Genomic DNA, 23,083 nt, shown 5'->3' on the forward strand with positions numbered 1-23,083 from the left:
CCGTCAACAGGAACTGACCAACGCCGTATGCGTGGATCTGAACTAGATTGCGTCGTCGTCGCGCTCGCCGGTGCGGATGCGCAGCGCGCTTTCGACCGGGATCACGAAGATCTTGCCGTCGCCGATCCGGCCGGTCTGCGCGGCCGCGGCGATCGCCTCGACGACGCGCTGCGCAAGGCCGTCCTCGACGACCACCTCAAGCTTCACCTTCGGCAGGAAGTCGACGACATATTCCGCGCCGCGGTACAGCTCGGTGTGGCCCTTCTGCCGGCCGAAGCCCTTGGCTTCGGTCACGGTGATGCCGCTGACGCCGATCTCGTGCAGCGCTTCCTTCACCTCATCGAGCTTGAACGGCTTGATGATGGCTTCGATCTTTTTCACAGGTACGCCCCCGGTTGTCGTTGAAAGCCTCGCCCTAGCGAGCGAGCCGTACGCCCTCCCGGGCGCCTTGCACCAAACGTGCCAGCCGCGGCGCCCTCGGGCAACCGCGGAATAGCATTGATTTCACTGCCCGAAATTGCGGCAATCGCTGGGAGCGTGCGCAATGCGAGGGCAGAGGCCGCGATCACAGGATCTCGTGAAGCCGGGCAATCGGGCGGCCGAGACGGACGCCCTTGTCGGTTTCAACCAGCGGGCGCTCGATCAGCAACGGATCGATCATCATCGCATCGAGGATCGCCTCGGCATCGCCGTGCTTTACCGCCTTGGCGCCGTCTTCCGCCATGCGCAGGCCCTGACGCGGCGTCATGCCGGCGCAGTCGTAAAGGCGGATTAGCTCCGCGCGGGAGGGCGGCGTCTTGAGATATTCGACGATCGTGACGTCCGCGCCGGCATCCTGCAGCAACGCGAGCGCCTCGCGCGACTTGGAGCAGCGTGGGTTGTGGTAGATCGTCGCCTTCACGCATGCTCCGTCGTTATCGAACTCGCCCCTGTCAGAACACGTGTCCCGCCCGGTTCGTGTTCTCCCGCCTTCGCGGGAGAACACTCTAGGTAGCAAAGGAGCTTACGCCCCCTGCTTGGCGAGCCACTCTTCCAGCCACTTGATCGTGTACGCGCCTTCCTGGAACTCGGGATCGTCGAGCAGCGCGCGGTGCAAGGGGATCGTCGTCGTGACGCCCTCGATCACCATCTCCTCGAGCGCACGCCGCAACCGCCGCAGCGCGCCTTGGCGGGTCGTGCCGTAGACGATCAGCTTGGCGATCATCGAGTCGTAGAAGGGCGGCACGCGGTAGCCGGCATACAGCCCGCTATCGACGCGGACATGCATCCCGCCCGGCGCGTGATAGACCCTCACCAGCCCCGGCGACGGCGCGAAGGTGCGCGGATCCTCGGCGTTGATGCGGCATTCGATCGCGTGACCGCGGAACTGCACGTCTTCCTGGCGCAGTGTCAGCGGATGGCCCTCGGCGACGCGGATCTGTTCGCGCACGAGGTCGAGCCCGGTGATCATCTCGGTCACCGGATGCTCGACCTGAAGCCGGGTGTTCATCTCGATGAAGTAGAATTCGCCCGCTTCCCACAGGAACTCGATCGTCCCCGCGCCGCGATACCCCATGTCGGCCATCGCCTTGGCGACGATGCCGCCCATCCGCTCGCGCTCTTCGGCGGTGATGATCGGCGAGGGGGCTTCCTCAAGCACCTTCTGGTGGCGGCGCTGGAGCGAGCAGTCGCGCTCGCCCAGATGGATCGCGTTGCCGTTGCCGTCGCCGAAGATCTGGAATTCGATATGCCGCGGATTGCCGAGGTATTTTTCCATGTAGACGGTGGCATCGCCGAACGCGGCCTTCGCCTCGCTGCCGGCCTGCTGCATCTGCGTTTCGAGGTCTTCGGCGTCGTTGACGACCTTCATGCCGCGACCACCACCGCCCGACGCGGCCTTGATGATGACCGGGTAGCCGATCGATTCGGCGATCGCCTTAGCTTCGGCGATGTCGCTGATCGCGCCGTCGGAGCCGGGGACGAGCGGAAGCCCCAGCGCGCCCGCGGTGCGCTTGGCCTGAACCTTGTCGCCCATCGTGCGGATATGCTCGGGCTTGGGGCCGACGAACAGGATGTTGTGCAATTCGACGATCTCGGCGAACTGCGCGTTCTCGCTGAGAAAGCCGTAGCCCGGATGGATCGCGTCCGCGCCGCTGATCTCGGCCGCCGAGATGATGTTGGGGATGTTCAGATAGCTGTCGGTGGCCGACGGCGGTCCGATGCAGATCGCCTCGTCCGCGAGCCGGACGTGCATCGCATCGGCGTCCGCGGTCGAATGGACCGCCACCGTCTTGATGCCCATCTCATGGCAGGCACGGTGGATCCGCAGCGCGATCTCGCCGCGGTTCGCAATGAGCAGCTTCTTGATTTGCGGCATTATTCCACCACGACCAGCGGCTGGTCGAATTCGACCGGCTGGCCGTTCTCGACGAGAATCGCGGTGACCGTGCCGGCCGACGGTGCGACGATCGTGTTCATCACCTTCATCGCCTCGATGATCAGCAGCGTATCGCCCGCATTGACCTTCTGGCCGACGGTCGAGAACGGCTTGGCCTCGGGGTTGGCGGCGAGATAGACGGTGCCGACCATCGGCGACTTGACCGCGCTCGCGCTGGTCGCAGGGGCCGACGCGCCGACCTCGGCCTGCGGGATCGCGAGCGGGGCGGAGACGGGGGCCGCAGCGGGGGCGGGCGCGTAATGCGCGACGGGCGCGGCCTGGGCGGCCTTGCGCGCGACGCGGATCCGGCGCGAGCCGTCCTCGACTTCGATCTCGGTCAGCTGCGTGGTGTCGAGCAGTTCGGCGAGCTGGCGCACCAGGGTCACATCGACCTGCATTGCGCCCGTATTTTCAGTTGTATCGGTCATGGCGGGGCCTCCTGTCAGAACCGTGCGACGGCTTCAAGCGCGAGCAGATACGAAAGCGCGCCGAAACCCGCGATCGTACCCTTCGACGCCTGCCCGACCAGGCTCACATGCCTGAACGATTCGCGGGTGTGGGGATTGGAAAGATGCACTTCGATCACCGGCGTCTTCACGCCCTTGATCGCGTCATGGACCGCGACCGAGGTGTGCGTGAACGCGCCGGCGTTGAGAATCACCGCCTTGGCACCGCGCGCCTGCGCCTCCTGGATCCAGTCGACGAGGTGCCCCTCGTGATTCGACTGGCGCATGTCGATCGTCAGGTCGAGTTCGCGCGCGCGGTCCTCGAGCATCCCGGCGATATCGTCGAGCGTCTCGTCGCCATAGATCTCCGGCTCGCGCGTCCCCAGCAGGTTGAGGTTGGGGCCGTTCAGGACGAATATCGTATCGGGCAAGGGTGGCCTTTCGGTTGCGGGCGCTGGGGAGCGGTCTCTATATGCGCGTCACGCCATTCCTTACAGGCCCGTCTCGCGACAAGTCGAGCCGCGCCTTCGCTGTATAGTGGATCACACACATATGCCCCATTCCGATGGCACCGTCTCGATCACCGTCAACGGCGAGCACAAGCGCGTCACCGCCGGGCTTTCGCTGGCTGGACTCGCTACCGAACTCGGCCTCGTTCCCGAGAAGATCGCGGTCGAGCGCAACATGGAAGTGGTGCCGCGCTCGACGCTGGCAGACGTCATGGTCGAGGACGGCGACGACCTTGAGATCGTGCATTTCGTCGGCGGCGGCGATCATTCCGACAGCTGGACCGTCGCGGGGCAGACGTTCACGTCACGACTGATCGTCGGTACCGGCAAATATAAGGATTTCGCGCAGAACGCCGCCGCCGTCGCGGCGTCGGGCGCGGAGATCGTCACGGTCGCCGTGCGCCGTGTCAATGTGTCGGATCGCAACGCACCGATGCTCACCGACTTCATCGACCCCAAGAAGATCACTTACCTGCCCAACACCGCGGGCTGCTTCGATGCCGAATCGGCGATTCGCACGCTGCGGCTGGCGCGCGAGGCGGGCGGCTGGGAGCTGGTGAAGCTCGAAGTGCTGGGCGAGGCAAAGACGCTCTATCCCGACATGGTCGAGACGCTGCGCGCGACCGAGATTCTGGCGAATGAGGGTTTCAAGCCGATGGTCTATTGCGTCGACGATCCGATCGCCACCAAGCGGCTGGAGAATGCGGGCGCGGTCGCGATCATGCCGCTGGGCGCGCCGATCGGCTCGGGGCTTGGCATCCAGAACCGCGTGACGATCCGGCTGATCGTCGAGGGGGCAGGGGTGCCCGTGCTGGTCGATGCGGGCGTCGGCACCGCCTCCGATGCAGCGGTCGCGATGGAGCTGGGTTGCGACGGCGTGCTGATGAACACCGCGATCGCCGAAGCGAAGGATCCGCTCATGATGGCGGCGGCGATGAAGGCCGCGGTCGAATCGGGGCGGCTGGCCTATCGCGCCGGGCGGATGGGGCAGCGACGCTACGCTGACCCGTCGAGCCCGCTGGCCGGTTTGATCTGATCGTGCCCTAGCAAACTGGGTCATGACGCAAACGTCACGGAACCCACGGTAAAGACGGCCGTTATACCCTCACAAGTTCAAGCGGCCCGATTGGCGGGCCAGCGAAACAAGTGGAGGATCTCATGGGCGAGTTCACCGACAAGGTCGCAGCGGCAGGCAACAAGGTTGCAGGCAACGTCAAGGAAGCCGTTGGTAAGGCGACCGATAACGACCGTCTGGTAGCCGAAGGCGAAGCGCAGCAGGCCAAGGGCACCGCGCAGAACGTCAAGGGCAGCGTCAAGGGCGCACTCGGCGACGATATCTAAGCTTTGGCTCGATACAGGAATATTGGCCGCCCCGGGAAATCGGGGCGGCCTTTTCTTTGCGCATCAGTCGGGGCGCAGGGTATCACCTAACACCGTCATCGCCGCGCTGGCGGGGATCCATCATTTATGTCGCCTCGATAGACCCGCGCCGTCAGCCAGTATGGGTTCCCGCCTCCGCGGGAATGACGAACGGATGGTATGGCTTGCCCAACCCGCTAACCTCTCTCACGAGCACCCCCATGACCTTCCCCACCCGCAGCTACGCCGCGTTCCTGTTCGACATGGACGGCACGATCCTCACCTCAATCGCGTCGGCCGAGCGCACCTGGACCAAATGGGCGATCGCACACGGTCTCGACGCCGCGACGTTCGTGCCGACGATCCACGGGGTGCAATCGGTCGAGACGGTGCGGCGGCTTGGGCTTCCCGGTGTCGATCCGGTCGCCGAAGCTGCGGCGATCACCGCAGCCGAGATGGAGGATGTGGATGACATCGCGCCGATCGCCGGCGCTGCGGCGTTCCTCGCCAGCTTGCCGCCCGAGCGCTGGACGATCGTCACATCCGCGCCGCGCGCGCTTGCCGAAGTCCGCCTGAAGGCCGCGGGGCTTCCGGTCCCCGCGACGATGATCGCCGCCGACGACATTCCGAACGGCAAGCCAGCGCCGGACTGTTTCCTGGTTGCCGCCGAGCGGCTGGGCGTCGCGGCCGGCGATTGCCTGGTGTTCGAAGACGCGGCTGCGGGGATAACCGCGGGGGAAGCGGCAGGGGCCGATGTGCTCGTGGTTACCGCGACGCACTCGCACGGGGTGAAGACGTCGCATCCGACGGTGGTCGATTATGTCGGGCTCTCGATAACCGTCGGCGAGGATGACCTCGTCGTCACGCGTGACTGACCTGTCCGCCGTCCGTCATCCTGACGGAAGTCAGGATGACGGGGGGCAAGGGTGCGTCCGGGGTCTTAAAACAGCCCTTCGATCAGGCCTTCGTCGTTTAGATGGATCGCTTCTGCCGCGGGCACGCGCGGCAGGCCGGGCATCGTCATGATCTCGCCGCAGATCGCCACCACGAAGCCGGCACCGGCAGAAAGCCGCACTTCCCGGACGGGCACGATATGCCCGGTCGGCGCACCGAGCAGCGCGGGGTCGGTCGAGAAGCTGTATTGCGTCTTGGCAAGGCAGACGGGGAGGTGGCCATAGCCCGCATCCTCCCACCGCTTGAGTTGCGCCAGCACGCTCGGATCGGCGACCGCATGCTCCGCGCGATAGATGCGCCGCGCGACGGTATCAATCTTTTCGAACAGCGAAAGCTCGTCACCATAGATCGGCGCGAATCCGCCGCCATGCGTCTCGCAGAGTTCGGCGACCGCATCGGCCAGCACGACCGCGCCTGCGCCGCCCTCCGCCCAATGCCGGCACAGGACCGCGCGCGAGCCGTGCTGCGCGGCCGCCTCGACGATCGCGGCAATCTCTGCGTCGCTGTCGGTGTAGAAATGGTTGATCGCAACGATCGCTGGGACGCCGAACTGGCGGATGTTCTCAATGTGGCGGACGAGATTAACCGCGCCCTTGCGCACCGCCTCGACATTTTCGTGCGCGAGATCGGCCTTGGCGACTCCGCCGTTCATCTTCAGCGCGCGCGCGGTGGCGACGATCACGACTGCGTCTGGCGCGAGCCCCGCCTGGCGGCATTTGATGTCGAAGAACTTCTCCGCGCCGAGATCGGCGCCAAATCCGGCCTCGGTCACGACGTAATCGCCGAGCGACAGCGCTGCACGCGTCGCGATTACTGAGTTGCAGCCATGCGCGATGTTGGCGAACGGCCCGCCGTGCAGGAAGGCCGGCGTGCCCTCGAGCGACTGGACGAGGTTAGGCTTGATCGCTTCCGCCAGCAGCACCGCCATCGCGCCATCCGCCTTCAGGTCGCGCGCGGTGACCGGCTGGCGGTCGCGCGTATAGGCGACGACGATGTCGCCCAGCCGGCGCTCCATGTCGGCCAGATCGTTCGCAAGGCACAAGATCGCCATGACTTCGGATGCGACGGTGATGTCGAACCCGGATTCGCGCGGATACCCGTTGGCGACTCCGCCGATCGACTGGACGATGTCGCGCAGCGCCCGGTCGTTCATGTCGAGCACGCGGCGCCATACCACGCGGCGGACGTCGATCTGGAGCGCGTTGCCCCAGTGGATGTGATTGTCGATCATCGCCGCGAGCAGATTATGCGCGGCGGTTATTGCGTGGAAATCGCCCGTGAAATGAAGGTTGATATCCTCCATCGGCGCGACCTGCGCGCGACCGCCACCGGTCGCGCCGCCCTTGGTCCCGAAGCACGGGCCGAGCGAGGGTTCGCGCAGTGCCAGCACCGCCTTGCGCCCGGTATGGCGCAACGCGTCGGCGAGGCCGATCGAGGTGGTCGTCTTGCCTTCGCCCGCAGGGGTCGGGTTGATCGCGGTGACGAGGATCAGTCGCCCCTGTGCGACGCTCTGCCGCGTCTGGAGCCAGTCGAGCGCGATCTTCGCCTTGTCGCGGCCGTAGGGCTCGATCGCCGCGTCGGGAATGCCTAGGCCGTCCGCGATAGTAGCGATGGGGCGCAGCGCGACGCTGCGGGCGATGGCGATATCGGTTTCCATGCGCGCGTGCCTAGCGAGAGACACGGCAGGATTCCAGACGCTAAGCTAGCGCAGACGACGCCATCTCCGTAAACGCGGCCGCAATGACGGATATCGACAGCAATAAGCCCGAAGCTTTCACGGGAATGACCCCCGCTCTGACGATGGTGTTCGCGGTCGCATGCGGGATAATGGTGGCGAACCTTTATTACGCGCAAGCACTGATCGGTGAGATTGCGCCTGCGTTGGGATTGCATGGCAGCACGGCCGGCGCCATCGTGACGCTGACGCAGCTAGGCTATGGCGCCGGCTTATTGCTAATCGTGTCGCTCGCCGATCTGGTCGAGAATCGGCGGCTTATCCTGACAATGGTTGCAGGCACGACACTCGGGCTCATCGGAATCTTCTTCTCACAAGGGGCGCTGGGTTTCCTGGTGTTTTCGTTCGTTACCGGGTTCTGTTCTGTTGGTGCGCAGATAATGGTGCCGCTCGCCGCGCACCTTGTCCCGGATGCCAAGCGCGGCCAGGTGATCGGTAACATCATGGCCGGTCTCATCACCGGGATCATGCTTGCGCGTCCGCTGGCGAGCGGGCTTGCCTCGCTCGCCGGATGGCGCGCGATCTTCGCGGTTTCAGCGGTAGCCATGGTCGCGCTTGCGCTGTTGCTCGCGAAGATGCTGCCAGAGCGGCGGCCGAGCCCCGGCCTGGGCTATGGACAGATCCTCGCCTCGAGCTTTCGCCTACTGGCACGGACGCCGGCGATCCGGCGGCGGACGGCCTATCAGGCGACGATGTTCGCGATCTTCAACCTGTTCTGGACCGCGGTGCCGTTGGTGCTGGCGACGCGGTTCGCGCTCGGGCAGGGGGGCATCGCCATGTTCGCATTGGCAGGGGCGGGTGGCGCACTAGCCGCACCGATCGCGGGACGGTTGGGCGATCGGGGCTATATTCGGATCGGTACCGGGGTCGCACTCGGCGGCGCGGTGCTGGCATGCCTCATCGCCGGGTGGGCGGGTGCGACGCACCTGTTGGTGATGCTTGCAGCTGCAGCGATCCTGCTGGATGCGGCAACGCAGTTAAACCAGGTGCTCGGGCAGCGCGTGATCTATTCGATCGCACCCGATGCACGCGGACGGATCAACGCGATCTACATGACCGTCGTGTTTCTTGGCGGCGCGGCAGGATCGATGCTGGCCTCGGTCAGCCTGTATCGTGGCGGCTGGACCGCGACGATGGCGGTCGGCGGTGGGCTTGCGGTCGTGGCGTTCGCGCTGTTCCTGACCGAGCCGCGCGGCGATCACATCCTCAGCGGAGCCGCGTAACCCGTCAGTTCGAGATACCCGCTGCCGCCGGCCGTGCGCACCGCACCCTCCCAATAGACGGGCATTCCGCTACGTCGTGCGTCGAGCTCTTGATCGGCGAAGAGCGGGTTCAGGTCGAACCGGCGAATGCCTTCGGGCAAGCGCAGGCTGAGACGCTGCGTCACGGGATAGACCGCCCCGGTGCGCGGCGAGCGCCATTGGTTGAGCGGCTCGAAGCGGACGTCGCCGGGCGCGAAACGGATGACGCGACCGTCGGGACGGCGGAGCGAGCCGCCGGCCCATAACTGTTTGCTGCCAGGACCGCGGATCCGAAACGCCATCAGCGCACCGCCATCGTCGAGATTTAGCCCCGTCCAATCCCAACCGACCGCGCCGCCGCCGAGGTAATCGGAGGACCACTCGCGATCAAGCCAGGCCTGACCGGTGACTGGCTGCACCTGCCCTTTACGGGTGAGCCTTCCAGACACGGCTAGATGTGGGACGGAGTAATAATAGCTCGCCTGCTCGGGGCGGGGGCCCTTCTGGCTGTATCCATCCGACCCCTCGAGCAGTGGCTGCTGGCGTGGTGTGAGCGTTAGCGACAGCGCGAAATCGGGCGTCGAGACGGTCGTGACGAAGCGTCCGTCGGGAAGGCGACGGATCCGCCAGTCGCGCAAACGCACGTCGGTGTCGCCGATCCGCGCCCGGGCAAGTCCGAAACCGGAACGCGCGGCGCGCTCGCCGTGGAGCAGGTGGCCGAGACGCGGGTCCGACAGCGCGGCATGCGCGAACAGGACCTGCTCCGGCGCGAACCGGCTCGTGTTGGCCGGGTTCGTCTTGGGCGTGGTACGGAAGAAGGTGATCTGGAAGCCGAGATCGCGGCCTTCGCGGGTCTTGAGCAGGCCGGTTACGTACCACCATTCGGTACGGAATGCCGGGTGCGCGCCATGCTCGCGCGGGAAAACGAAGCGTGCGCCGGGGCGGACGACGGAATAATCGGAGCCCGCCGATGTCGCGGCGATCAGCGCGAGGGCCGTTAGGATCATGGGCCCGCGCATCACCAATCCTCCCGGACCATACGAACCGCATCGGCGGCGATCGCGCGGCGACCTGCTAGCGTCGCGGTGCCCGCCGCCGCGGCGACGAGCGCGATCGCGACGCTCGCGACTATCGTCCAGGGGACACGCGTCGCCATCGTCCAGTTGAAGGATTGCGGGTTGATCACGTGTACCAGAACCTGCGCCATGACCCCGCCGAGCGCAATGCCGGCAACGCCGCCGACCAGCCCGAGCAGCGCGCCTTCGCTTGCCAGCATCGCGACGATCTGGTGCTTTGACACGCCGATATGGCGGAGCATCCCGAACTCTCGGGTGCGGGCGATCGTCTGTGCGGACATGGTCGCGGCTACGCCTGCAAGACCTACCAGGATCGCCACGCCCTCGAGCAGATACGTCACCGCGAAACTCCGATCGAAGAGTTCTAGCGCATAACGGCGGAGCGTAGCCGGCCGGGCAATCGATACGAGGTTGGCGAGCGCGCGGGGCGTTCGGGTGATCAGCGCACGTGCGACGCGGTTCGGGTCCGCGCCCGATGCAAGCGTGATCGCAGCCTCCGTTCGGGTGAGATCGCCCGTCACGCGCGCATAGTCGGTATCGCGGATGACGATCGCGCCCTGCTGACGCGCATAGTCACGCCAGATCCCGGCGACGGCGTAGCGACCGGCGAGCGGGAGCATGACCGGCGTTCCAACCGTCCAGCCGTATAGCCGGGCGGCGGGCTCGGAGATCCATACAGGCGTGGTGCCCGCCGGAAAATCATCAGTCGTGTCGAGCAGCTTCAGGCTCGGATCTACTCCCTTTGCGACCGGACGGGCGATCAGCGTCACTGGCGGACGATCGGGCTTGATCGTGAGCGGGATCTGCCGGCTGAATGCAACGCTCGCAACGCCGGGTGTCGCGCGCAATGTGGCCTGCGCGGCAGGGTCGAACCCTGTGCCGCCGTCGACTCGCAGATACAGGTCGTCCGACAGGATTTGGCCGAGCCAGTCATCGACGGCGCCGCGAAAACTGGTCACCATCACTGCCATTGCGATCATCAGCGCGGTGCTGGCGACGATCCCGCACAACGCGGTCGCCGCCTGACCAGGGGCACCGTGGAGATGGCGGACCGCAAGATCGGTCGCGATACCGCGGCCCGGTCGTCGCGCCAGCGGCGCGAGAAGCGTCCGCGCAAACCACGGCATGCCGGCGATGCCGCCCGAGAGGATGAGCGCCATGCTCGCATAGCCGAACAGCGGCAGGCGACCGATCGGGGGAAGCAGCGCCGCACCGCCACCGAACACGATGAGGATGGCGGCAGCACGCCACGGGACGGGCGTCCGGGGATCGATGACATCGCCAGTATTACGGAGCGCAGCCGCGGGTGCCGCACGGGCGGCGATGCGGGCAGGGAGGACGCTACCCGCGACCGCCGCGAGCAATCCGAGCATGAAGAAACCGATCGCGGCGAGCGGGGCGAAACGCATCCGGACGCTGCCGTCGGCGAAATACCCTGCCCCGAAGTCGCCGCCAAACCTCGTCAACGCGCCATAGGCCAGCGCATAGCCGAGGATCAGCCCGAGCGCGGCACCGATCACGCCGATCATCAGCCCTTCGAGCGCGACCGCGGCGATGATCCCACTTTTCGGCAATCCCAATGTCCGAATTAGCGCGAACGCCCGCAGCCGGCGGGCGACCGACAGCGACTGCGCGGAGAAAACCAGAAAGCCACCGGTCAGCAACGCCACGAGCGCGAGCATGTCGAGGTTGACGCGGTATGCGCGCGACAGAGCATCACTGCGTGTCGCATCGCTGGTGGCGGTACCGATTGAAGCGTCACGGGGCAGGATAGCGGTGAGCGCCGCCGCCGGCACATCGTCTTGCTGCTTGACGTCGATCCGGTCGAGTCGACCGAGCCGGCCGAAACGCCACTGCGCGGTCGCGATGTCGATCACACCGATCATCTCATCCTCGGCGATGCCCGGTAGCGCACCGGCAACCACCAGCGGCACGGTGCGACCGTTTGCCGTGACGGTCAGCATGCTGCCAGGACTGGTGCGCAGCGCCAGCATGGCGGCCGACGAGAGGAACAGTGCTTGGCCGTCGAAGGCAGCGTCGGTCCGGCGGTCGATTCCCACTGGCGTCATCCCGACCAGTGACGGCGTGACCTGCGCCGCACGGAGGACATCGAGCCCCAACAGCGTAACGCGGGTCTTGGCGATCGTGGCACGCAGGACAACCACGGGGCTGGCGTCGGCAACGCCGGGAGCATTTGCGACCTTGGCGTAGAATGCTTCATCGAAGCCGAGTGGACTCGTCGCTGTCACGCGGAGGTCGGCACTGCCGTTGACCGTGCGCAGCGCGCCTTCGAAAGACGACAGCGCCGAGCCGTTGACGAGGTGGACGGCAAAGCCGAGCCCGACCCCGATCGCGATTGCCACGGCGGTAAGCGCGAGGCGGGCAGGGTGCGCACGCCACTCACCAGCGATGAGCCAGCGCAGCGCCAGACGGGCAGCGAGTATCACTCGACGCCCCGGCGTTCGGTCAAGCCGGTCGCGGTCAGCGTCAGGACGACATCGGCGATCGCCGCTGCAGCTTCGGAATGCGTGACGATGATCGCTGCTACGCCGTCTTCGCGGACGGCGTCGGAAAACAGCGCCAAGATCCTGGCGGCTGTGTCCGGATCGAGATTGCCCGTCGGTTCGTCGGCGAGGATAATCGCCGGGCGATGGACCAGGGCGCGGGCGATCGCGACGCGCTGCAATTCGCCGCCCGAGAGATCGCGTGCGTAGCCGTCGCCGCGCTCACCAAGGCCAACGCGGTCGAGCATAATATCGGCACGCGCACCGATCGCGCTACGATCGGCGGACACCAGCGCAAGCGGCAACGCCACGTTCTGGCGCAGCGTCAAATAGGGCAAAACGTGGAAGGCCTGGAACACGAAGCCGATCCGGGTCGCGCGCAAGCGCGTCAGCGCGGGCTCATCGAGCGATCCGAGATCAATGTCCTCGACGGCGACATGCCCGGCGTCGGCACCGTCGAGCCCGGCGAAGATATTGAGAAGTGTTGATTTGCCGACACCGCTTTCGCCTACGATTGCGATAAGCTGGCCGGATCGCGCGACAAGGTCGAGGTCACGGAACAGTTCACGGCCGCCGGGTACCGACTTTGCGAGGCCGGTGACGCGGAGAAGAACATCGTCGATCATGGGTCGTTCATGCCACGCGTGCGGCAGCCGGGACAGCGCAGATGAATTGCGGTAGATTGCTTTGTCGGCGTTATGCGCGGTTGATGATCAGGCAATCCAGATACCAATGTCTATTTTACATAATGTATATTATCGATCTTAATTTACCTGCGAATTTTTTTGGTCTTTCCCCTGAGTGCACATCGATACGGATAACGGAATGAACCTCGCATTCCCGATCACCCCTGCGCTATGGGGACCAGCGACAGGCTAATGACGTGCAGGTGTTTCCGATGATCGAGCGGTTGGTGTCCATCATGGCGCGGTTGCGCGATCCGGTCGACGGCTGTGCGTGGGATAGCGTGCAGACCTGGGCAACGATCGCACCCTACACGATCGAGGAAGCGTATGAGGTCGCGGACGCGATCGCGCGCAACGATCCCACAGATCTCAAGGACGAACTGGGCGACCTACTTCTGCAGGTCGTGTTTCACAGCCGGATTGCCGAGGAATCTGGCGCCTTCACGCTCGAAGACGTCGTCGCGGCGATCAGCGATAAGATGGAGCGTCGTCATCCGCATATCTTTGGCAATGCAGCGTCATCGCCGGGATGGGAAACGATCAAGGCCAGCGAGCGCGCGACAAAATGCGATCGAAGCGCGCTCGCCGGCGTTGCGATCGGCCTGCCCGCCTTGTCGCGCGCCGAGAAACTGCAGAAGCGCGGAGCGCGCGTCGGGTTCGACTGGCCCGACGCAGAGGGCCCTATCGCGAAGATCTTCGAGGAAATTGAAGAGGTTCGTGAGGCGAGTTCAGCTACGGTGGCAGAAGAGATCGGCGATCTCCTGTTTGCCGTCACGAACTGGGCACGGCATCTCGGTGTCGATCCGGAGGCCGCGTTACGCGACGGAAATGCAAAATTCGAGGCCAGGTTCCGGGCGATCGAGGTCAGCGGCGGCGAGGCGTTCGCCGCCATGACGCTCGATCAGAAGGAGGGCCTATGGCAGGAGGTCAAGCGTCGCGGCGGGTGAAGCGATCATAATCGGTTTCGGACAACCGCACATCGTAGGTCGTCTCGAGTTCGTCGTCTTCGCTGTCGAGCACCTCGCCATGCGCATGCAGCCATGCGGCCCCCGCCCCGTCCGTCGCATCGAGCGTGATCCGGTAGCGTCGATGCGCGCCGGTCAGCTTGGCGGCGACCTGAGCGATCAGCATGCCCACCCCTTCCCCGCTCAGCGCCGAGATCGCGACGACGTCGTCGCGATTGGCGGCCTGCGCGGCGATCTCGTCATGCGTCTCGGCATCGAGCAGGTCGAGCTTGTTCCAGACCTCGAACCGCGGCGTGTTCTCGTCGACGCCGATCTCGGACAATACCGATTCTACGTCGGCCCTCTGTGCCTCCGTATCGGGATGCGCAATGTCGCGAATATGGACGAGCAGATCGGCGGATACCACCTCCTCAAGCGTCGCCTTGAACGCAGCGACCAGCTGGGTCGGCAGGTCCGAAACGAAGCCCACCGTGTCCGACAGGATCGCCTTGTCGATACCAGGCAGTTGAATCTGCCGAAGAGTCGGGTCGAGCGTGGCGAACAGCAGATCCTCCGCCATGACGTCGGCACCAGTCAAGCGATTGAATAACGTGGATTTACCCGCGTTCGTATAGCCGACCAGCGCGATCACCGGCCACGGCGCACGCTGCCGCCGCTCGCGGTGCAGACCACGGGTACGGCTGACCTGCTCCAGTTCGCGCTTCAACCGTGCCATCCGATCGCGGATCAGGCGGCGATCCGCCTCGATCTGCGTTTCGCCCGGGCCGCCGAGAAAGCCGAAGCCACCGCGCTGGCGTTCGAGGTGAGTCCAGCTGCGTACGAGTCGGCCAGCTTGATAATCGAGATGCGCGAGCTCGACCTGCAGCCGACCCTCCGCGGTCGCAGCCCGCTCGCCAAAGATTTCGAGAATCAGGCCGGTGCGGTCGATGACCTTGGTGCCGAGCGCCTTCTCCAAATTGCGCTGCTGGATAGGGCTGAGGCTCGCGTCAAATACGACGAGCCCCGCCTCTTCCATCCGCACCTGGGTGGCGAGAAGCTCGACCTGACCGCTGCCGATCAGCGTTGCCGGCTTTAGTTGGCGGACGCGGTAGGCGATTCGTTCGACGACTTCGACGCCGATCGCCGCTGCCAGACCTGCCGTCTCTGCAAGGCGCGCGTCGACATCGCGCGATGCATCGCCTTGGTCCGGCAGCACGACGATCGCGCGCGTGCCCCGGGTGAACTCGTCGCGATCGCGCTCGAAACCACTACTCAATCGTCATCGTCCCCATCATCATCCGTGTCAGTCGGTTCTTCGGCAAGGTTCAGCGGCCGTGCTGGCTGAATCGTCGAGACCGCGTGCTTGTAAACGAGCTGCGCCATGCCTTCGCGCTGGAGCAGCATGCAGAACAGGTCGAAACCCGCGATCTGACCCTGCAGCATGACGCCGTTGATCAGGAACATCGTCACGCTGTCTTCGGACTTCCGCACCGCGTTCAGGAAGATGTCCTGCAGCAACGGATGTTTCTTCTGCGTCTCGCCAACCGTCTCGACGATGCCCGAGATATCCATCGGTCCAGCGGGCATGATTGTCGAGATCGCATGCTTGTAGATCAATTGGGACTGGCCATCGCGGCGCAGCAGGACGGAAAAATTATCGAACCAAGTGACGATACCCTGTAGCTTCACGCCCTTGACGAGAAACATCGTGACAGGTGTCTTGGAGCGGCGAAGTGCGTTCAGGAATACGTCCTGGAGCGAGCCTGCTTTTTCGGCCAATGGGGTAACCCTTTGTTTTTGGCGAGACTTTGCTCGCAAGGCGCCGTTTCCCGGCGTCGGAGATGCGCCCGATTACCGGGCACAGACAGTGATCTATGATCGCCACCCCCCTACGTCCAGAGGGGGACGAAAATGCGGCATGCTATTCGTCGCGCGTTTCGGTGATACCGAGCAGCTTCAATTTGCGGTGCAGCGCCGAGCGCTCCATGCCGATGAAGCTGGCGGTGCGCGAGATATTGCCCGAAAATCGTCGGATCTGGACGCGGAGATATTCGCGCTCGAACGTCTCGCGTGCTTCGCGCAATGGAGATCCCATGATAGCGGTGCCACCAGCCGCGCCCATTTCGCCTTGGTCGCCGAGTACTTCAGCGGGAAGCAGATCGAGATCGATGCGGCCGATCCGGTCGCCGGGCGCGAGGATGATCGTGCGCTCGACGACGTTGCGGAGCTGGCGGACGTTGCCCGGCCAATCATAGGATTGCAGCGCAACCATCGCATCCGGCGCGATCTCCGGAGTCGGCACGCGCCGCTCGGATGCATAATGCGCGATGAAGTGCTGGACGAGCGCCGGTATGTCCTCGCGGCGATCCGACAAGGGCGGGATCGTGACGGGCACGACGTTGAGGCGATAATACAGGTCTTCGCGAAAGCGTCCTTCGGCGATTTCGAAAACGAGGTCGCGGGCCGTCGCCGAGACGACACGGACGTCGACCTTAACGACCCGCGTGCCGCCGACGCGCGTGAAACTCTGGTCGGTCAGCGCACGGAGGATCCGGGCCTGCGTGGTGATCGGCATGTCGGCGATCTCGTCGAGAAACAACGTCCCGCCATGCGCCTGCTCGAACAAACCGGGACGAACGAGATCGCCCGCTTCCTCGACGCCGAACAGTTCCTCGTCAACGCGCTCCGGAGTCATCCGCGCGGCACTGACGATGATGAACGGCGCGTCGGTGCGCAGGCTCCAACCGTGGAGCAGACGCGCGGCGACCTCCTTGCCGACCCCCGCGCCGCCCATGATGAGCACGCGGCTGCCGGTCGCGGCAACCCGTTTCAGCGTGGCGCGGACGCCGTTGATCGATCCCGAGCTGCCCGTCAGATCGGTCTCGCGACCGACCGTCGCGCGGAGCGAAGCGACCTCACGCCGCAGCCGCTCGGTTTCGGTCGCGCGCGCGACCATAAGCAACAGGCGCTCGGCCTCGAACGGCTTTTCGATGAAGTCGGAGGCGCCGCGGCGGATCGCGGCGACCGCGGTGTCGAGATTGCCGTGGCCCGAGATCACCAGCACCGGGATCGACGGATCGCGGCGCTTGATCTCGTCGAGCAATTCGAGCCCGTCGAGCCGCGAGCCCTGCAGCCACACGTCGAGCAAGACCAGCGATGGTCGCCGGGCGGCAATCGCCTCCAGCGCGGAATCGCTGTCGCCAGCGTCGCGCGTGGCATAGCCTTCGTCCTCCAGGACGCCGGCGACCAGTTCGCGAATGTCACGTTCGTCATCCACGACGAGAATATCGAGCGCCATCAAATCATGTCCGGTTGCGAGTCATGGTGGCGAGTTGGCCGTCCCCTGCCCCCTCGGGTAGCGGCCCTCGTGCGTCGAGCCCGCCTTGATCGAGGCCCCCCTGGTCGAGCGCCGTCAGCGCCCTGGTATCGAAAATCATGGTGACGCACGTGCCGCCACCCGGTCGGTCGGAGAATCCGATCGTCCCGCAATGTTCCTCGATGATCTTTTTGACGATAGCAAGCCCGAGGCCCGTGCCACGCGCGCGCGTGGTGACATAGGGCTCCATGATCCGGTCGCGGTCGGCAGGCAGGCCGATCCCCGTGTCCGCCAGCGTTATCGTCACGCTGCGGCCCGGCTCCTGGCTTAACGTCATCGTCACCGCCCCGCCGGGTTCACCCGTCGCTTCAATGGCTTCGACGGCGTTCTTCACGAGGTTCGTCAGCGCCTGCCCGATCTGGCGACGATCGCACACCAGCGTCAGCCCGGGATCGTCGTTGACGAGATGGAAGCCGATTGCGGGATGCGCCACCTCGTGCAGGAAAAGCGCCTGACGGGCCGCATCGACCAGCGATTCGTCGCGGAAGACGGGTTTGGGCATGCGCGCGAACGACGAGAATTCGTCGACCATCCGGCGCAGATCGCCGACCTGGCGGATGATCGTGTCGGTCAGCCGCGAGAACGTGCCGTCCTGCATCTCGGCCTTGGCGCCGTACCGGCGCTGCAGACGTTCGGCGGCAAGCTGGATCGGGGTCAACGGGTTCTTGATCTCGTGCGCGATCCGCCGCGCGACGTCGGACCAAGCCGCGCGACGCTGATCGAGCAGCTGTTGCGTGATATCGTCGAAGGTCAGAATCGGGCCCGTCGCGGCGCGCGCGATCCGTACCGCCAACGTGCGGACGTCGCCGCTCTGGCCGACCTCGACGATCGCCTCGCGGTCGCCGCCATCGAGCATCGCGTCGAGTTCGGGCGCGACATCGACCAGCCGCCGGCCCACTAGGCCACCGGCGCCGGTGCCGAGCAACGTCGTCGCAGAATCGTTCGCGATCGTAATCGTCCGCTCGCGCCCGGTCGCGACGACGCCCGCGGAGACGCCCGCCATCACCGCCTCGATCAGCGCGCGACGGTTTTCGAGCTGACCGTTCGCGGTGACGAGCTCGGTGTTCTGCGCCTCGAGCTGCCCGGTCATCTGGTTGAACGCATTGGCAAGCGTGCCGACCTCGTCACGGCTGCGCGGATCGGGGACGCGGGCGGTCAAATCGCCACTCGCGACCCGGCGCGCGGCGTCGACGAGCTCGCCGACCGGCCGTACGAGACGATCCGCCACGGCCAGCGCGATCCACACCGCAAAACCAACGATGAGCAGCGAGATCAGCAACAGCGCGGCGTTGAACCGCAGTTGCAAGCTGCGCGAGCGGGCGAGCAGCGACCGGTAGCTCTTCAGCACGTCGTTGGCGCGCACGGTCTGGCTTGAGAGCAGCTTGGTGTCCTCGACGCGACCCGCGTACAGAAACAGCTCGTCGGACCCCGGCATCAGCGTGATCGTCTGGATCCGGTCGCCGGTCACCGCGACGACCGATGGCTTGCCGGCACGGAGTTGGGCGATCGATTGCGGCGTGACCTGGCGGGCGAAATCGATCTTGTAGGGATCGACCACCGCAAAGGTCTGGATTTCGTTCTGCGGCGTGACCTTGAACAACGCGGCTTCCGACAGGCTGCGATAATAGACTTGCTGCAGGAAATAGCCCGAGAAATCGGGGCTTTGGAGCGACTTCGCCTCGAGATAGCCGGACATGTCCGCAGCCATCGTCACGGTCGCTTCCTCCCAGCGGCTAAGCTGGCGCGCATAGGAGGATTGCGCGAGCGCGGTCGCATTCTCGAGCATCCCGCGCGCCTGGTCCGAATACCAGAACTGGACACCATATTGGAACAGCAACGACGCAAAGATCGTCACCAGCAGCATCGGCACCGCGGCGACGATCGAAAACAGCGCGACGAGGCGCACGTGGAGCCGTCCGCCCCCACCGACCGGCGAACGCGCCGCACGCCGCATCGCCACGCGCCGCCCGAGCAGCATGAGCAGTGCTATCCCCGGCACGAGATTGGCGACGAGCAGCAGCGCGACGAGCGGTGGCGCGAGCACACGCTGTGGTGCGTCGGATCCGGTGATGACGAAATAGCTGGTCGCCGCGATCGCGATCGCGATCCCGAGCACCAAAGCCTCGACCGCAGGCGTCACCGCGAACCGGGGCGCGGGCTCGTCATTGTCCAATGGTAGCGTCGCGGAAGCGATCATCGTTGCCCCGATACAACGTCAACCGTTGCCGGGAAACCACATAATGACAGAATCAGCGACGTTCTGTTTCCCGGGCACGCTGCGCATCGGCGCCGTTGTCGATGTCGATGCCAAGTGTGTCGAGCCGTTTGCGCAGCGTATTGCGATTGATGCCAAGCGCGCGCGCCGCCCGCAGCTGGTTCTGGCCATGCCGCGCCAGCATCGCCTCGATCAGCGGGCGTTCGACTTCGCCGATCACGCGCTCGTACAGCGTGCCGTCGTCAAGGGAGGCGGGATTTTCGCGCGCGATCCGGTCGATCATCGCGCGCACCGCCTGGCCTATTTCGACATCGACCGTCTCCTCAGGGCCCGCATGCGTACCGATCATCGTCCGGATCGCATCCGCGCCGATCACCTCGTCGCGCGCGAGAACGGCAATACGGCGCATGAGATTTTCAAGCTCGCGGACGTTCCCAGGCCAATGATGCGCGCCGAGTACCGTGATCGCGTCGGTGGCAAGCTGACGCCGCGGCAACCCCTGCACGGCGGCATGATCGAGAAAGTGGCGGGCCAGCAAGGCGATATCCCGCCGACGCTCGCGCAACGCCGGGAGTGCGATGGGTACGACATTGAGACGATAGAACAGGTCCTCCCGGAACTGGCCGTTGGCGACCTGCGCCGACAGGTCGCGGTTCGTGGCGGCGACGATCCGGACGTCGACACGAATCGTGCGGGCCCCGCCGACGCTCGTGAACTCGCCCGACTGGAGTACCCGGAGCAGCCGGGTCTGCGCCTCCATCGGCATATCGCCGATCTCGTCGAGGAACAGCGTGCCCCCCGATGCCTGTTCGAACCGCCCGGCATTGCGCGTTGCCGCGCCCGTGAACGCGCCACGTTCATGCCCGAACAGGTCAGCCTCGATCAGTTCGCGCGGGATCGCCGCCATGTTGATCGCGACGAACGGGGCTGCACAGCGGGGACCCAGATCATGGATCGCACGCGCGACCAGCTCCTTGCCGGTGCCCGATTCGCCCGAGATCAACACGGTCAGGTCGTTCGAGACGACGCGTGCGATGATCCGATAGACGTCCTGCATCGCCGCCGATCGCCCGATCAGCGGCAGCGCGCGGTCCGCGTCGTGGAGCGCGTCCTCCGACACCATCCCGCCACGCGCCAGCGCCCCCGCGACCGCGCGGGTCAGCACGTCGAGGTCGAACGGCTTGGGGAGATATTCATAGACACCGACTTCGGCCGCGCGGACCGCGGTGGTCAGCGTGTTCTGCGCGGAGAGGACGATGATCGGCAGCAAGGGAAAACGCGCGGCGACGCTGCGGACATGCTCGATACCGTCGCCATCGGGGAGGATGACGTCCGTGATGAGGACGTCTGGCACTGACACCGCCAACGCGCGCTCGAGTTGCGCGAGGCTGTCGGCGACCGTGACGTCGTGCCCTGCCCGGCGCAGCGCCTGCGCGACGACGGTCCGGATCGCGGCGTCGTCGTCGACGACCAGAACGGTACTCATGACGCGGCTCTGGGGAGCAACAGGCGGAGCGCGGTCATCTCGGGATTTCCTTCGCGGGCGTATTGGACGATGCCACCCATGTCGCGCGTGAGCTTGTCGACCAGTGCGAGGCCGAGCCCCTGCCCTTCGCGACGGCCCGAGACGAACGGATCGAACAGATGGTCGGCGATGTCGGCGGGTGCGCCCGGGCCGTTGTCGAAAATGCAGATCTCGATCGGCAGCGGCAGCCGGGGCTTGCCCGGCGCCGAACTGACGGTGATCCCGTGGCGGTAGGCGGTGGTCATGACGATGCGCGGTTCGCGTTCGTTGCGAACCGCTTCGCGCGCATTCTTGAGAAGATTTATGACGATCTGGAGCAGCGCGTCGCGGTTGATCTGCGCGGGCGGGAGCGACGGATCGAAACGTTCCTCGATCGCGATACCGCGCGCGAATCCGGCCAGCGCGAGCCGGCGGGCATGGCCGAGCAACGGGTAGATGTTCTCGCTGGCGAGCGGCAGGGGCCGGGTGTCGCTGAAATCCTGCATCCGGTCGATCAATGCGGCGATGCGGTCGACCTCGGTTACGATCAGCGTGGTGAGTTCGCCCGCACCGAGCAATTGCGCCGCACCGCGGATGCCCGACAAGGGGTTCTTGATCTCATGCGCCAGCATCGCCGCGGCGCCGACCGCGGCCCGTGCGCCGGCAGCGCGGTCTGCCGAATGGCCGAGGCGGCGCGAGGTCGCGGCGGAATGCAGCGTGATCGCGCGCCAGCCGGGATAATCGGCGATCTGGGTCTCGGCGAAATCGACGCGGATCTTGACGCCGCGCGCGGTCGCGATCTCCGTATCATAGACGGCCAGGCCATGCCCGTCGCGGTTGCGTGAATCATCGGGTGGCGGGATGATCGCGCCGAGCGGCTGCCCGATCATCAAGCGCTCGGAAAGGTTCAGCAACTGCTCGGCGAGCGCGTTGGCGTGCGCGACGCGGTGATCGGGATCGACGACGACGACCGCTACGGGCAGCGCCGCGAACAGCTCCGCAAAGCCCGGCCGTCCGCGTGGACTGGTGTCACGCTGCGGCAAGATCGCGCCAGGGAGCGTAGAACTCGGCCAGCATCGCCTTGACCTGCCTGGGGTCGGGCACCTGGTTCACCTTGTTGCGGAACTCGGCCGAACCCGGCAGCCCCTTGGTGTACCAGCCGATATGTTTCCGCGCCATGTTGACGCCGGTCTCGATGCCATAATGTTCGAGCATCGCCTCGTAATGCCCGGCGATCGCGTCATATTGTTCCGTGATCGACGGGTCTTCGATGCGGCGGCCAGTGGCGAACCATTCCATCACCTGGCCGAGCACCCACGGGCGGCCATAGCTGCCGCGGCCGATCATCAGGCCGTCGGCGCCCGACTGGTCCATCGCCGCTTCGGCATCCTCGATCGTGCAGATATCGCCGTTGACGATCACGGGCACGCTCACCGCGTCCTTGACCGTGCGGACGAAGCCCCAGTCCGCGCTGCCCTTGTACATCTGGTTGCGCGTGCGACCGTGGACGGTGATCAGCTTGATTCCGAGGTCTTCGGCGATCCGCGCGAGATCCGGGGCGTTGAGGCTGTCGTGGCACCAGCCCATCCGCATTTTCAGCGTCACGGGGACGTCGACCGCCTTGACGGTCGCCTCAATGATGGCGCTGGCGAGCTTGGTGTCGCGCATCAGCGCCGAGCCCGCATCGCCGTTGACGACCTTGCGCACCGGACAGCCCATATTGATGTCGATGATCGCCGCGCCGCGATCCTGACTGAGCTTGGCCGCCTCGCCCATTTCGTACGGCGTGCAGCCGATAAGCTGCATCGACACCGGCTCCTCGAGCCGATCCCACGCGGCCTTCTGCAGCGACTGGCGTGTCTCGCGGATCGCCGCCTGGCTCGCGACCATCTCGGTGACGTTGAGGCCCGAGCCATAGCGTCGCACCAGCGTGCGGAACGGCATGTCGGTGACGCCGGTCATCGGCGCGAGCACGACGGGACTTTCGATCCGGACGGGACCGATCTGGATAGGGGTCAAGTTACGCATGGATGTGCCTGAAAAAGAGGCAACGCCCTACCCTGTCCTGCGGTTTGCCGCAAGACTGGCGAGTATCGGGACGAACCGCTAGGGCGCGGG

General features: G+C 65.6%; 21 protein-coding genes. 5 read left to right on the plus strand and 16 right to left on the minus strand.

Annotated features, from left to right (window positions below; all coding sequences use genetic code 11):
* Positions 1-42: 42 nt before the first annotated feature.
* The 5 genes from ASF00_RS06340 to aroQ all read right to left on the minus strand — a co-directional run bounded on the left by ASF00_RS06340 (position 43) and on the right by aroQ (position 3,293).
* Positions 43-381 (minus strand): P-II family nitrogen regulator, encoded by a 339-nt coding sequence (locus ASF00_RS06340; protein ID WP_055875939.1) that lies wholly within the window; start codon positions 379-381, stop codon positions 43-45.
* A 184-nt stretch (positions 382-565) separates the two neighbouring features.
* On the minus strand, positions 566-901 hold the full coding sequence (locus tag ASF00_RS06345) for an arsenate reductase family protein (RefSeq protein ID WP_055875942.1): 336 nt from the start codon (positions 899-901) through the stop codon (positions 566-568).
* 102 nt (positions 902-1,003) lie between these two features.
* A complete protein-coding gene (gene accC, locus ASF00_RS06350) occupies positions 1,004-2,356 on the minus strand; it encodes an acetyl-CoA carboxylase biotin carboxylase subunit (RefSeq protein WP_055875945.1) in 1,353 nt (450 codons plus the stop codon).
* Positions 2,356-2,844 carry an acetyl-CoA carboxylase biotin carboxyl carrier protein gene (gene accB / locus ASF00_RS06355; RefSeq protein ID WP_055875948.1) on the minus strand — a complete coding sequence of 163 codons (489 nt, stop codon included), beginning with the start codon at positions 2,842-2,844 and terminating at the stop codon, positions 2,356-2,358. Before accB ends, accC begins: the two co-directional genes overlap by 1 nt.
* A gap of 14 nt (positions 2,845-2,858) precedes the next feature.
* Positions 2,859-3,293 carry a type II 3-dehydroquinate dehydratase gene (aroQ, locus tag ASF00_RS06360; protein WP_055875951.1) on the minus strand — a complete coding sequence of 145 codons (435 nt, stop codon included), beginning with the start codon at positions 3,291-3,293 and terminating at the stop codon, positions 2,859-2,861.
* A gap of 121 nt (positions 3,294-3,414) precedes the next feature.
* Between aroQ and thiS the strand changes: the two genes are divergently transcribed.
* The 3 genes from thiS (at position 3,415) to ASF00_RS06375 (ending at position 5,605) form a co-directional block, all read left to right on the plus strand.
* Complete coding sequence (gene thiS / locus ASF00_RS06365) at positions 3,415-4,407, plus strand: sulfur carrier protein ThiS (protein ID WP_082463258.1); 993 nt, start codon at positions 3,415-3,417, stop codon at positions 4,405-4,407.
* 122 nt (positions 4,408-4,529) lie between these two features.
* Complete coding sequence (locus ASF00_RS06370) at positions 4,530-4,712, plus strand: CsbD family protein (RefSeq protein ID WP_055875955.1); 183 nt, start codon at positions 4,530-4,532, stop codon at positions 4,710-4,712.
* A 239-nt stretch (positions 4,713-4,951) separates the two neighbouring features.
* Complete coding sequence (locus tag ASF00_RS06375; RefSeq protein WP_055875957.1) at positions 4,952-5,605, plus strand: HAD-IA family hydrolase; 654 nt, start codon at positions 4,952-4,954, stop codon at positions 5,603-5,605.
* Between the two features lie 65 nt (positions 5,606-5,670).
* Here ASF00_RS06375 and ASF00_RS06380 read toward each other — a convergent pair whose 3' ends face one another.
* On the minus strand, positions 5,671-7,341 hold the full coding sequence (locus ASF00_RS06380; RefSeq protein WP_055875959.1) for a formate--tetrahydrofolate ligase: 1,671 nt from the start codon (positions 7,339-7,341) through the stop codon (positions 5,671-5,673).
* Positions 7,342-7,424: 83 nt separating this feature from the next.
* On the opposite strand from ASF00_RS06380, the gene ASF00_RS06385 reads away from it, so the two are divergent.
* A complete protein-coding gene (locus ASF00_RS06385; RefSeq protein WP_055875961.1) occupies positions 7,425-8,642 on the plus strand; it encodes an MFS transporter in 1,218 nt (405 codons plus the stop codon).
* On the opposite strand, the gene ASF00_RS06390 is transcribed toward ASF00_RS06385, so the two are convergent.
* Genes ASF00_RS06390 through ASF00_RS06400 form a run of 3 tightly spaced genes read right to left on the minus strand, consistent with a single transcriptional unit; the run spans position 8,618 to position 12,866 of the window.
* Positions 8,618-9,667 (minus strand): lipocalin-like domain-containing protein, encoded by a 1,050-nt coding sequence (locus ASF00_RS06390; protein WP_235525650.1) that lies wholly within the window; start codon positions 9,665-9,667, stop codon positions 8,618-8,620. The two genes, ASF00_RS06385 and ASF00_RS06390, sit on opposite strands and share 25 nt — an antisense overlap.
* An 11-nt stretch (positions 9,668-9,678) precedes the next feature.
* Positions 9,679-12,183, minus strand: a complete 2,505-nt coding sequence (locus tag ASF00_RS06395) for an FtsX-like permease family protein (RefSeq protein ID WP_055875966.1) — start codon at positions 12,181-12,183, stop codon at positions 9,679-9,681.
* The gene (locus tag ASF00_RS06400) at positions 12,180-12,866 is read right to left on the minus strand and encodes an ABC transporter ATP-binding protein (RefSeq protein WP_055875969.1); all 687 of its coding nucleotides are present in this window, start codon (positions 12,864-12,866) and stop codon (positions 12,180-12,182) included. Before ASF00_RS06400 ends, ASF00_RS06395 begins: the two co-directional genes overlap by 4 nt.
* Before the next feature lie 272 nt (positions 12,867-13,138).
* Here ASF00_RS06400 and mazG point away from each other — a divergent pair, with 272 nt between their 5' ends.
* Complete coding sequence (gene mazG / locus ASF00_RS06405) at positions 13,139-13,873, plus strand: nucleoside triphosphate pyrophosphohydrolase (RefSeq protein ID WP_055877079.1); 735 nt, start codon at positions 13,139-13,141, stop codon at positions 13,871-13,873.
* Here the strand turns inward: mazG and hflX are convergent.
* The 7 genes from hflX to dusB all read right to left on the minus strand — a co-directional run bounded on the left by hflX (position 13,854) and on the right by dusB (position 22,993).
* Positions 13,854-15,146 carry a GTPase HflX gene (hflX, locus tag ASF00_RS06410; protein WP_055875973.1) on the minus strand — a complete coding sequence of 431 codons (1,293 nt, stop codon included), beginning with the start codon at positions 15,144-15,146 and terminating at the stop codon, positions 13,854-13,856. The genes mazG and hflX overlap by 20 nt on opposite strands.
* The gene (hfq, locus tag ASF00_RS06415) at positions 15,143-15,688 is read right to left on the minus strand and encodes an RNA chaperone Hfq (RefSeq protein ID WP_082463259.1); all 546 of its coding nucleotides are present in this window, start codon (positions 15,686-15,688) and stop codon (positions 15,143-15,145) included. The genes hflX and hfq overlap by 4 nt, the downstream gene beginning before the upstream one ends.
* A gap of 103 nt (positions 15,689-15,791) precedes the next feature.
* The gene (ntrX, locus tag ASF00_RS06420) at positions 15,792-17,168 is read right to left on the minus strand and encodes a nitrogen assimilation response regulator NtrX (protein ID WP_055875978.1); all 1,377 of its coding nucleotides are present in this window, start codon (positions 17,166-17,168) and stop codon (positions 15,792-15,794) included.
* 4 nt (positions 17,169-17,172) lie between these two features.
* The gene (locus tag ASF00_RS06425; RefSeq protein ID WP_055875981.1) at positions 17,173-19,443 is read right to left on the minus strand and encodes a sensor histidine kinase; all 2,271 of its coding nucleotides are present in this window, start codon (positions 19,441-19,443) and stop codon (positions 17,173-17,175) included.
* 52 nt (positions 19,444-19,495) lie between these two features.
* Positions 19,496-20,947 (minus strand): nitrogen regulation protein NR(I), encoded by a 1,452-nt coding sequence (gene ntrC, locus ASF00_RS06430; protein ID WP_055875982.1) that lies wholly within the window; start codon positions 20,945-20,947, stop codon positions 19,496-19,498.
* Positions 20,944-22,008 carry a two-component system sensor histidine kinase NtrB gene (locus ASF00_RS06435; protein ID WP_235525651.1) on the minus strand — a complete coding sequence of 355 codons (1,065 nt, stop codon included), beginning with the start codon at positions 22,006-22,008 and terminating at the stop codon, positions 20,944-20,946. Before ASF00_RS06435 ends, ntrC begins: the two co-directional genes overlap by 4 nt.
* Complete coding sequence (gene dusB / locus ASF00_RS06440; RefSeq protein WP_055875988.1) at positions 21,995-22,993, minus strand: tRNA dihydrouridine synthase DusB; 999 nt, start codon at positions 22,991-22,993, stop codon at positions 21,995-21,997. The genes ASF00_RS06435 and dusB overlap by 14 nt, the downstream gene beginning before the upstream one ends.
* Positions 22,994-23,083 lie beyond the last annotated feature (90 nt).

This window comes from Sphingomonas sp. Leaf34 (assembly GCF_001421805.1).
In the GTDB taxonomy this organism is placed as follows: Bacteria; Pseudomonadota; Alphaproteobacteria; order Sphingomonadales; family Sphingomonadaceae; genus Sphingomonas.

What these genes read in the sequence shown, in the direction of transcription:
- ASF00_RS06400 (WP_055875969.1), bottom strand. Translation starts at nt 12,866, where the DNA reads ATGATCGACGATGTTCTTCTCCGCGTCACCGGCCTCGCAAAGTCGGTA.
- thiS (WP_082463258.1), top strand. Translation starts at nt 3,415, where the DNA reads ATGCCCCATTCCGATGGCACCGTCTCGATCACCGTCAACGGCGAGCAC.
- ASF00_RS06390 (WP_235525650.1), bottom strand. Translation starts at nt 9,667, where the DNA reads ATGATCCTAACGGCCCTCGCGCTGATCGCCGCGACATCGGCGGGCTCC.
- ASF00_RS06385 (WP_055875961.1), top strand. Translation starts at nt 7,425, where the DNA reads ATGACGGATATCGACAGCAATAAGCCCGAAGCTTTCACGGGAATGACC.
- ntrX (WP_055875978.1), bottom strand. Translation starts at nt 17,168, where the DNA reads ATGGCGCTCGATATTCTCGTCGTGGATGACGAACGTGACATTCGCGAA.
- mazG (WP_055877079.1), top strand. Translation starts at nt 13,139, where the DNA reads ATGATCGAGCGGTTGGTGTCCATCATGGCGCGGTTGCGCGATCCGGTC.
- ASF00_RS06370 (WP_055875955.1), top strand. Translation starts at nt 4,530, where the DNA reads ATGGGCGAGTTCACCGACAAGGTCGCAGCGGCAGGCAACAAGGTTGCA.
- ASF00_RS06375 (WP_055875957.1), top strand. Translation starts at nt 4,952, where the DNA reads ATGACCTTCCCCACCCGCAGCTACGCCGCGTTCCTGTTCGACATGGAC.
- accB (WP_055875948.1), bottom strand. Translation starts at nt 2,844, where the DNA reads ATGACCGATACAACTGAAAATACGGGCGCAATGCAGGTCGATGTGACC.
- dusB (WP_055875988.1), bottom strand. Translation starts at nt 22,993, where the DNA reads ATGCGTAACTTGACCCCTATCCAGATCGGTCCCGTCCGGATCGAAAGT.
- accC (WP_055875945.1), bottom strand. Translation starts at nt 2,356, where the DNA reads ATGCCGCAAATCAAGAAGCTGCTCATTGCGAACCGCGGCGAGATCGCG.
- ASF00_RS06380 (WP_055875959.1), bottom strand. Translation starts at nt 7,341, where the DNA reads ATGGAAACCGATATCGCCATCGCCCGCAGCGTCGCGCTGCGCCCCATC.
- ntrC (WP_055875982.1), bottom strand. Translation starts at nt 20,947, where the DNA reads ATGAGTACCGTTCTGGTCGTCGACGACGACGCCGCGATCCGGACCGTC.
- ASF00_RS06425 (WP_055875981.1), bottom strand. Translation starts at nt 19,443, where the DNA reads ATGATCGCTTCCGCGACGCTACCATTGGACAATGACGAGCCCGCGCCC.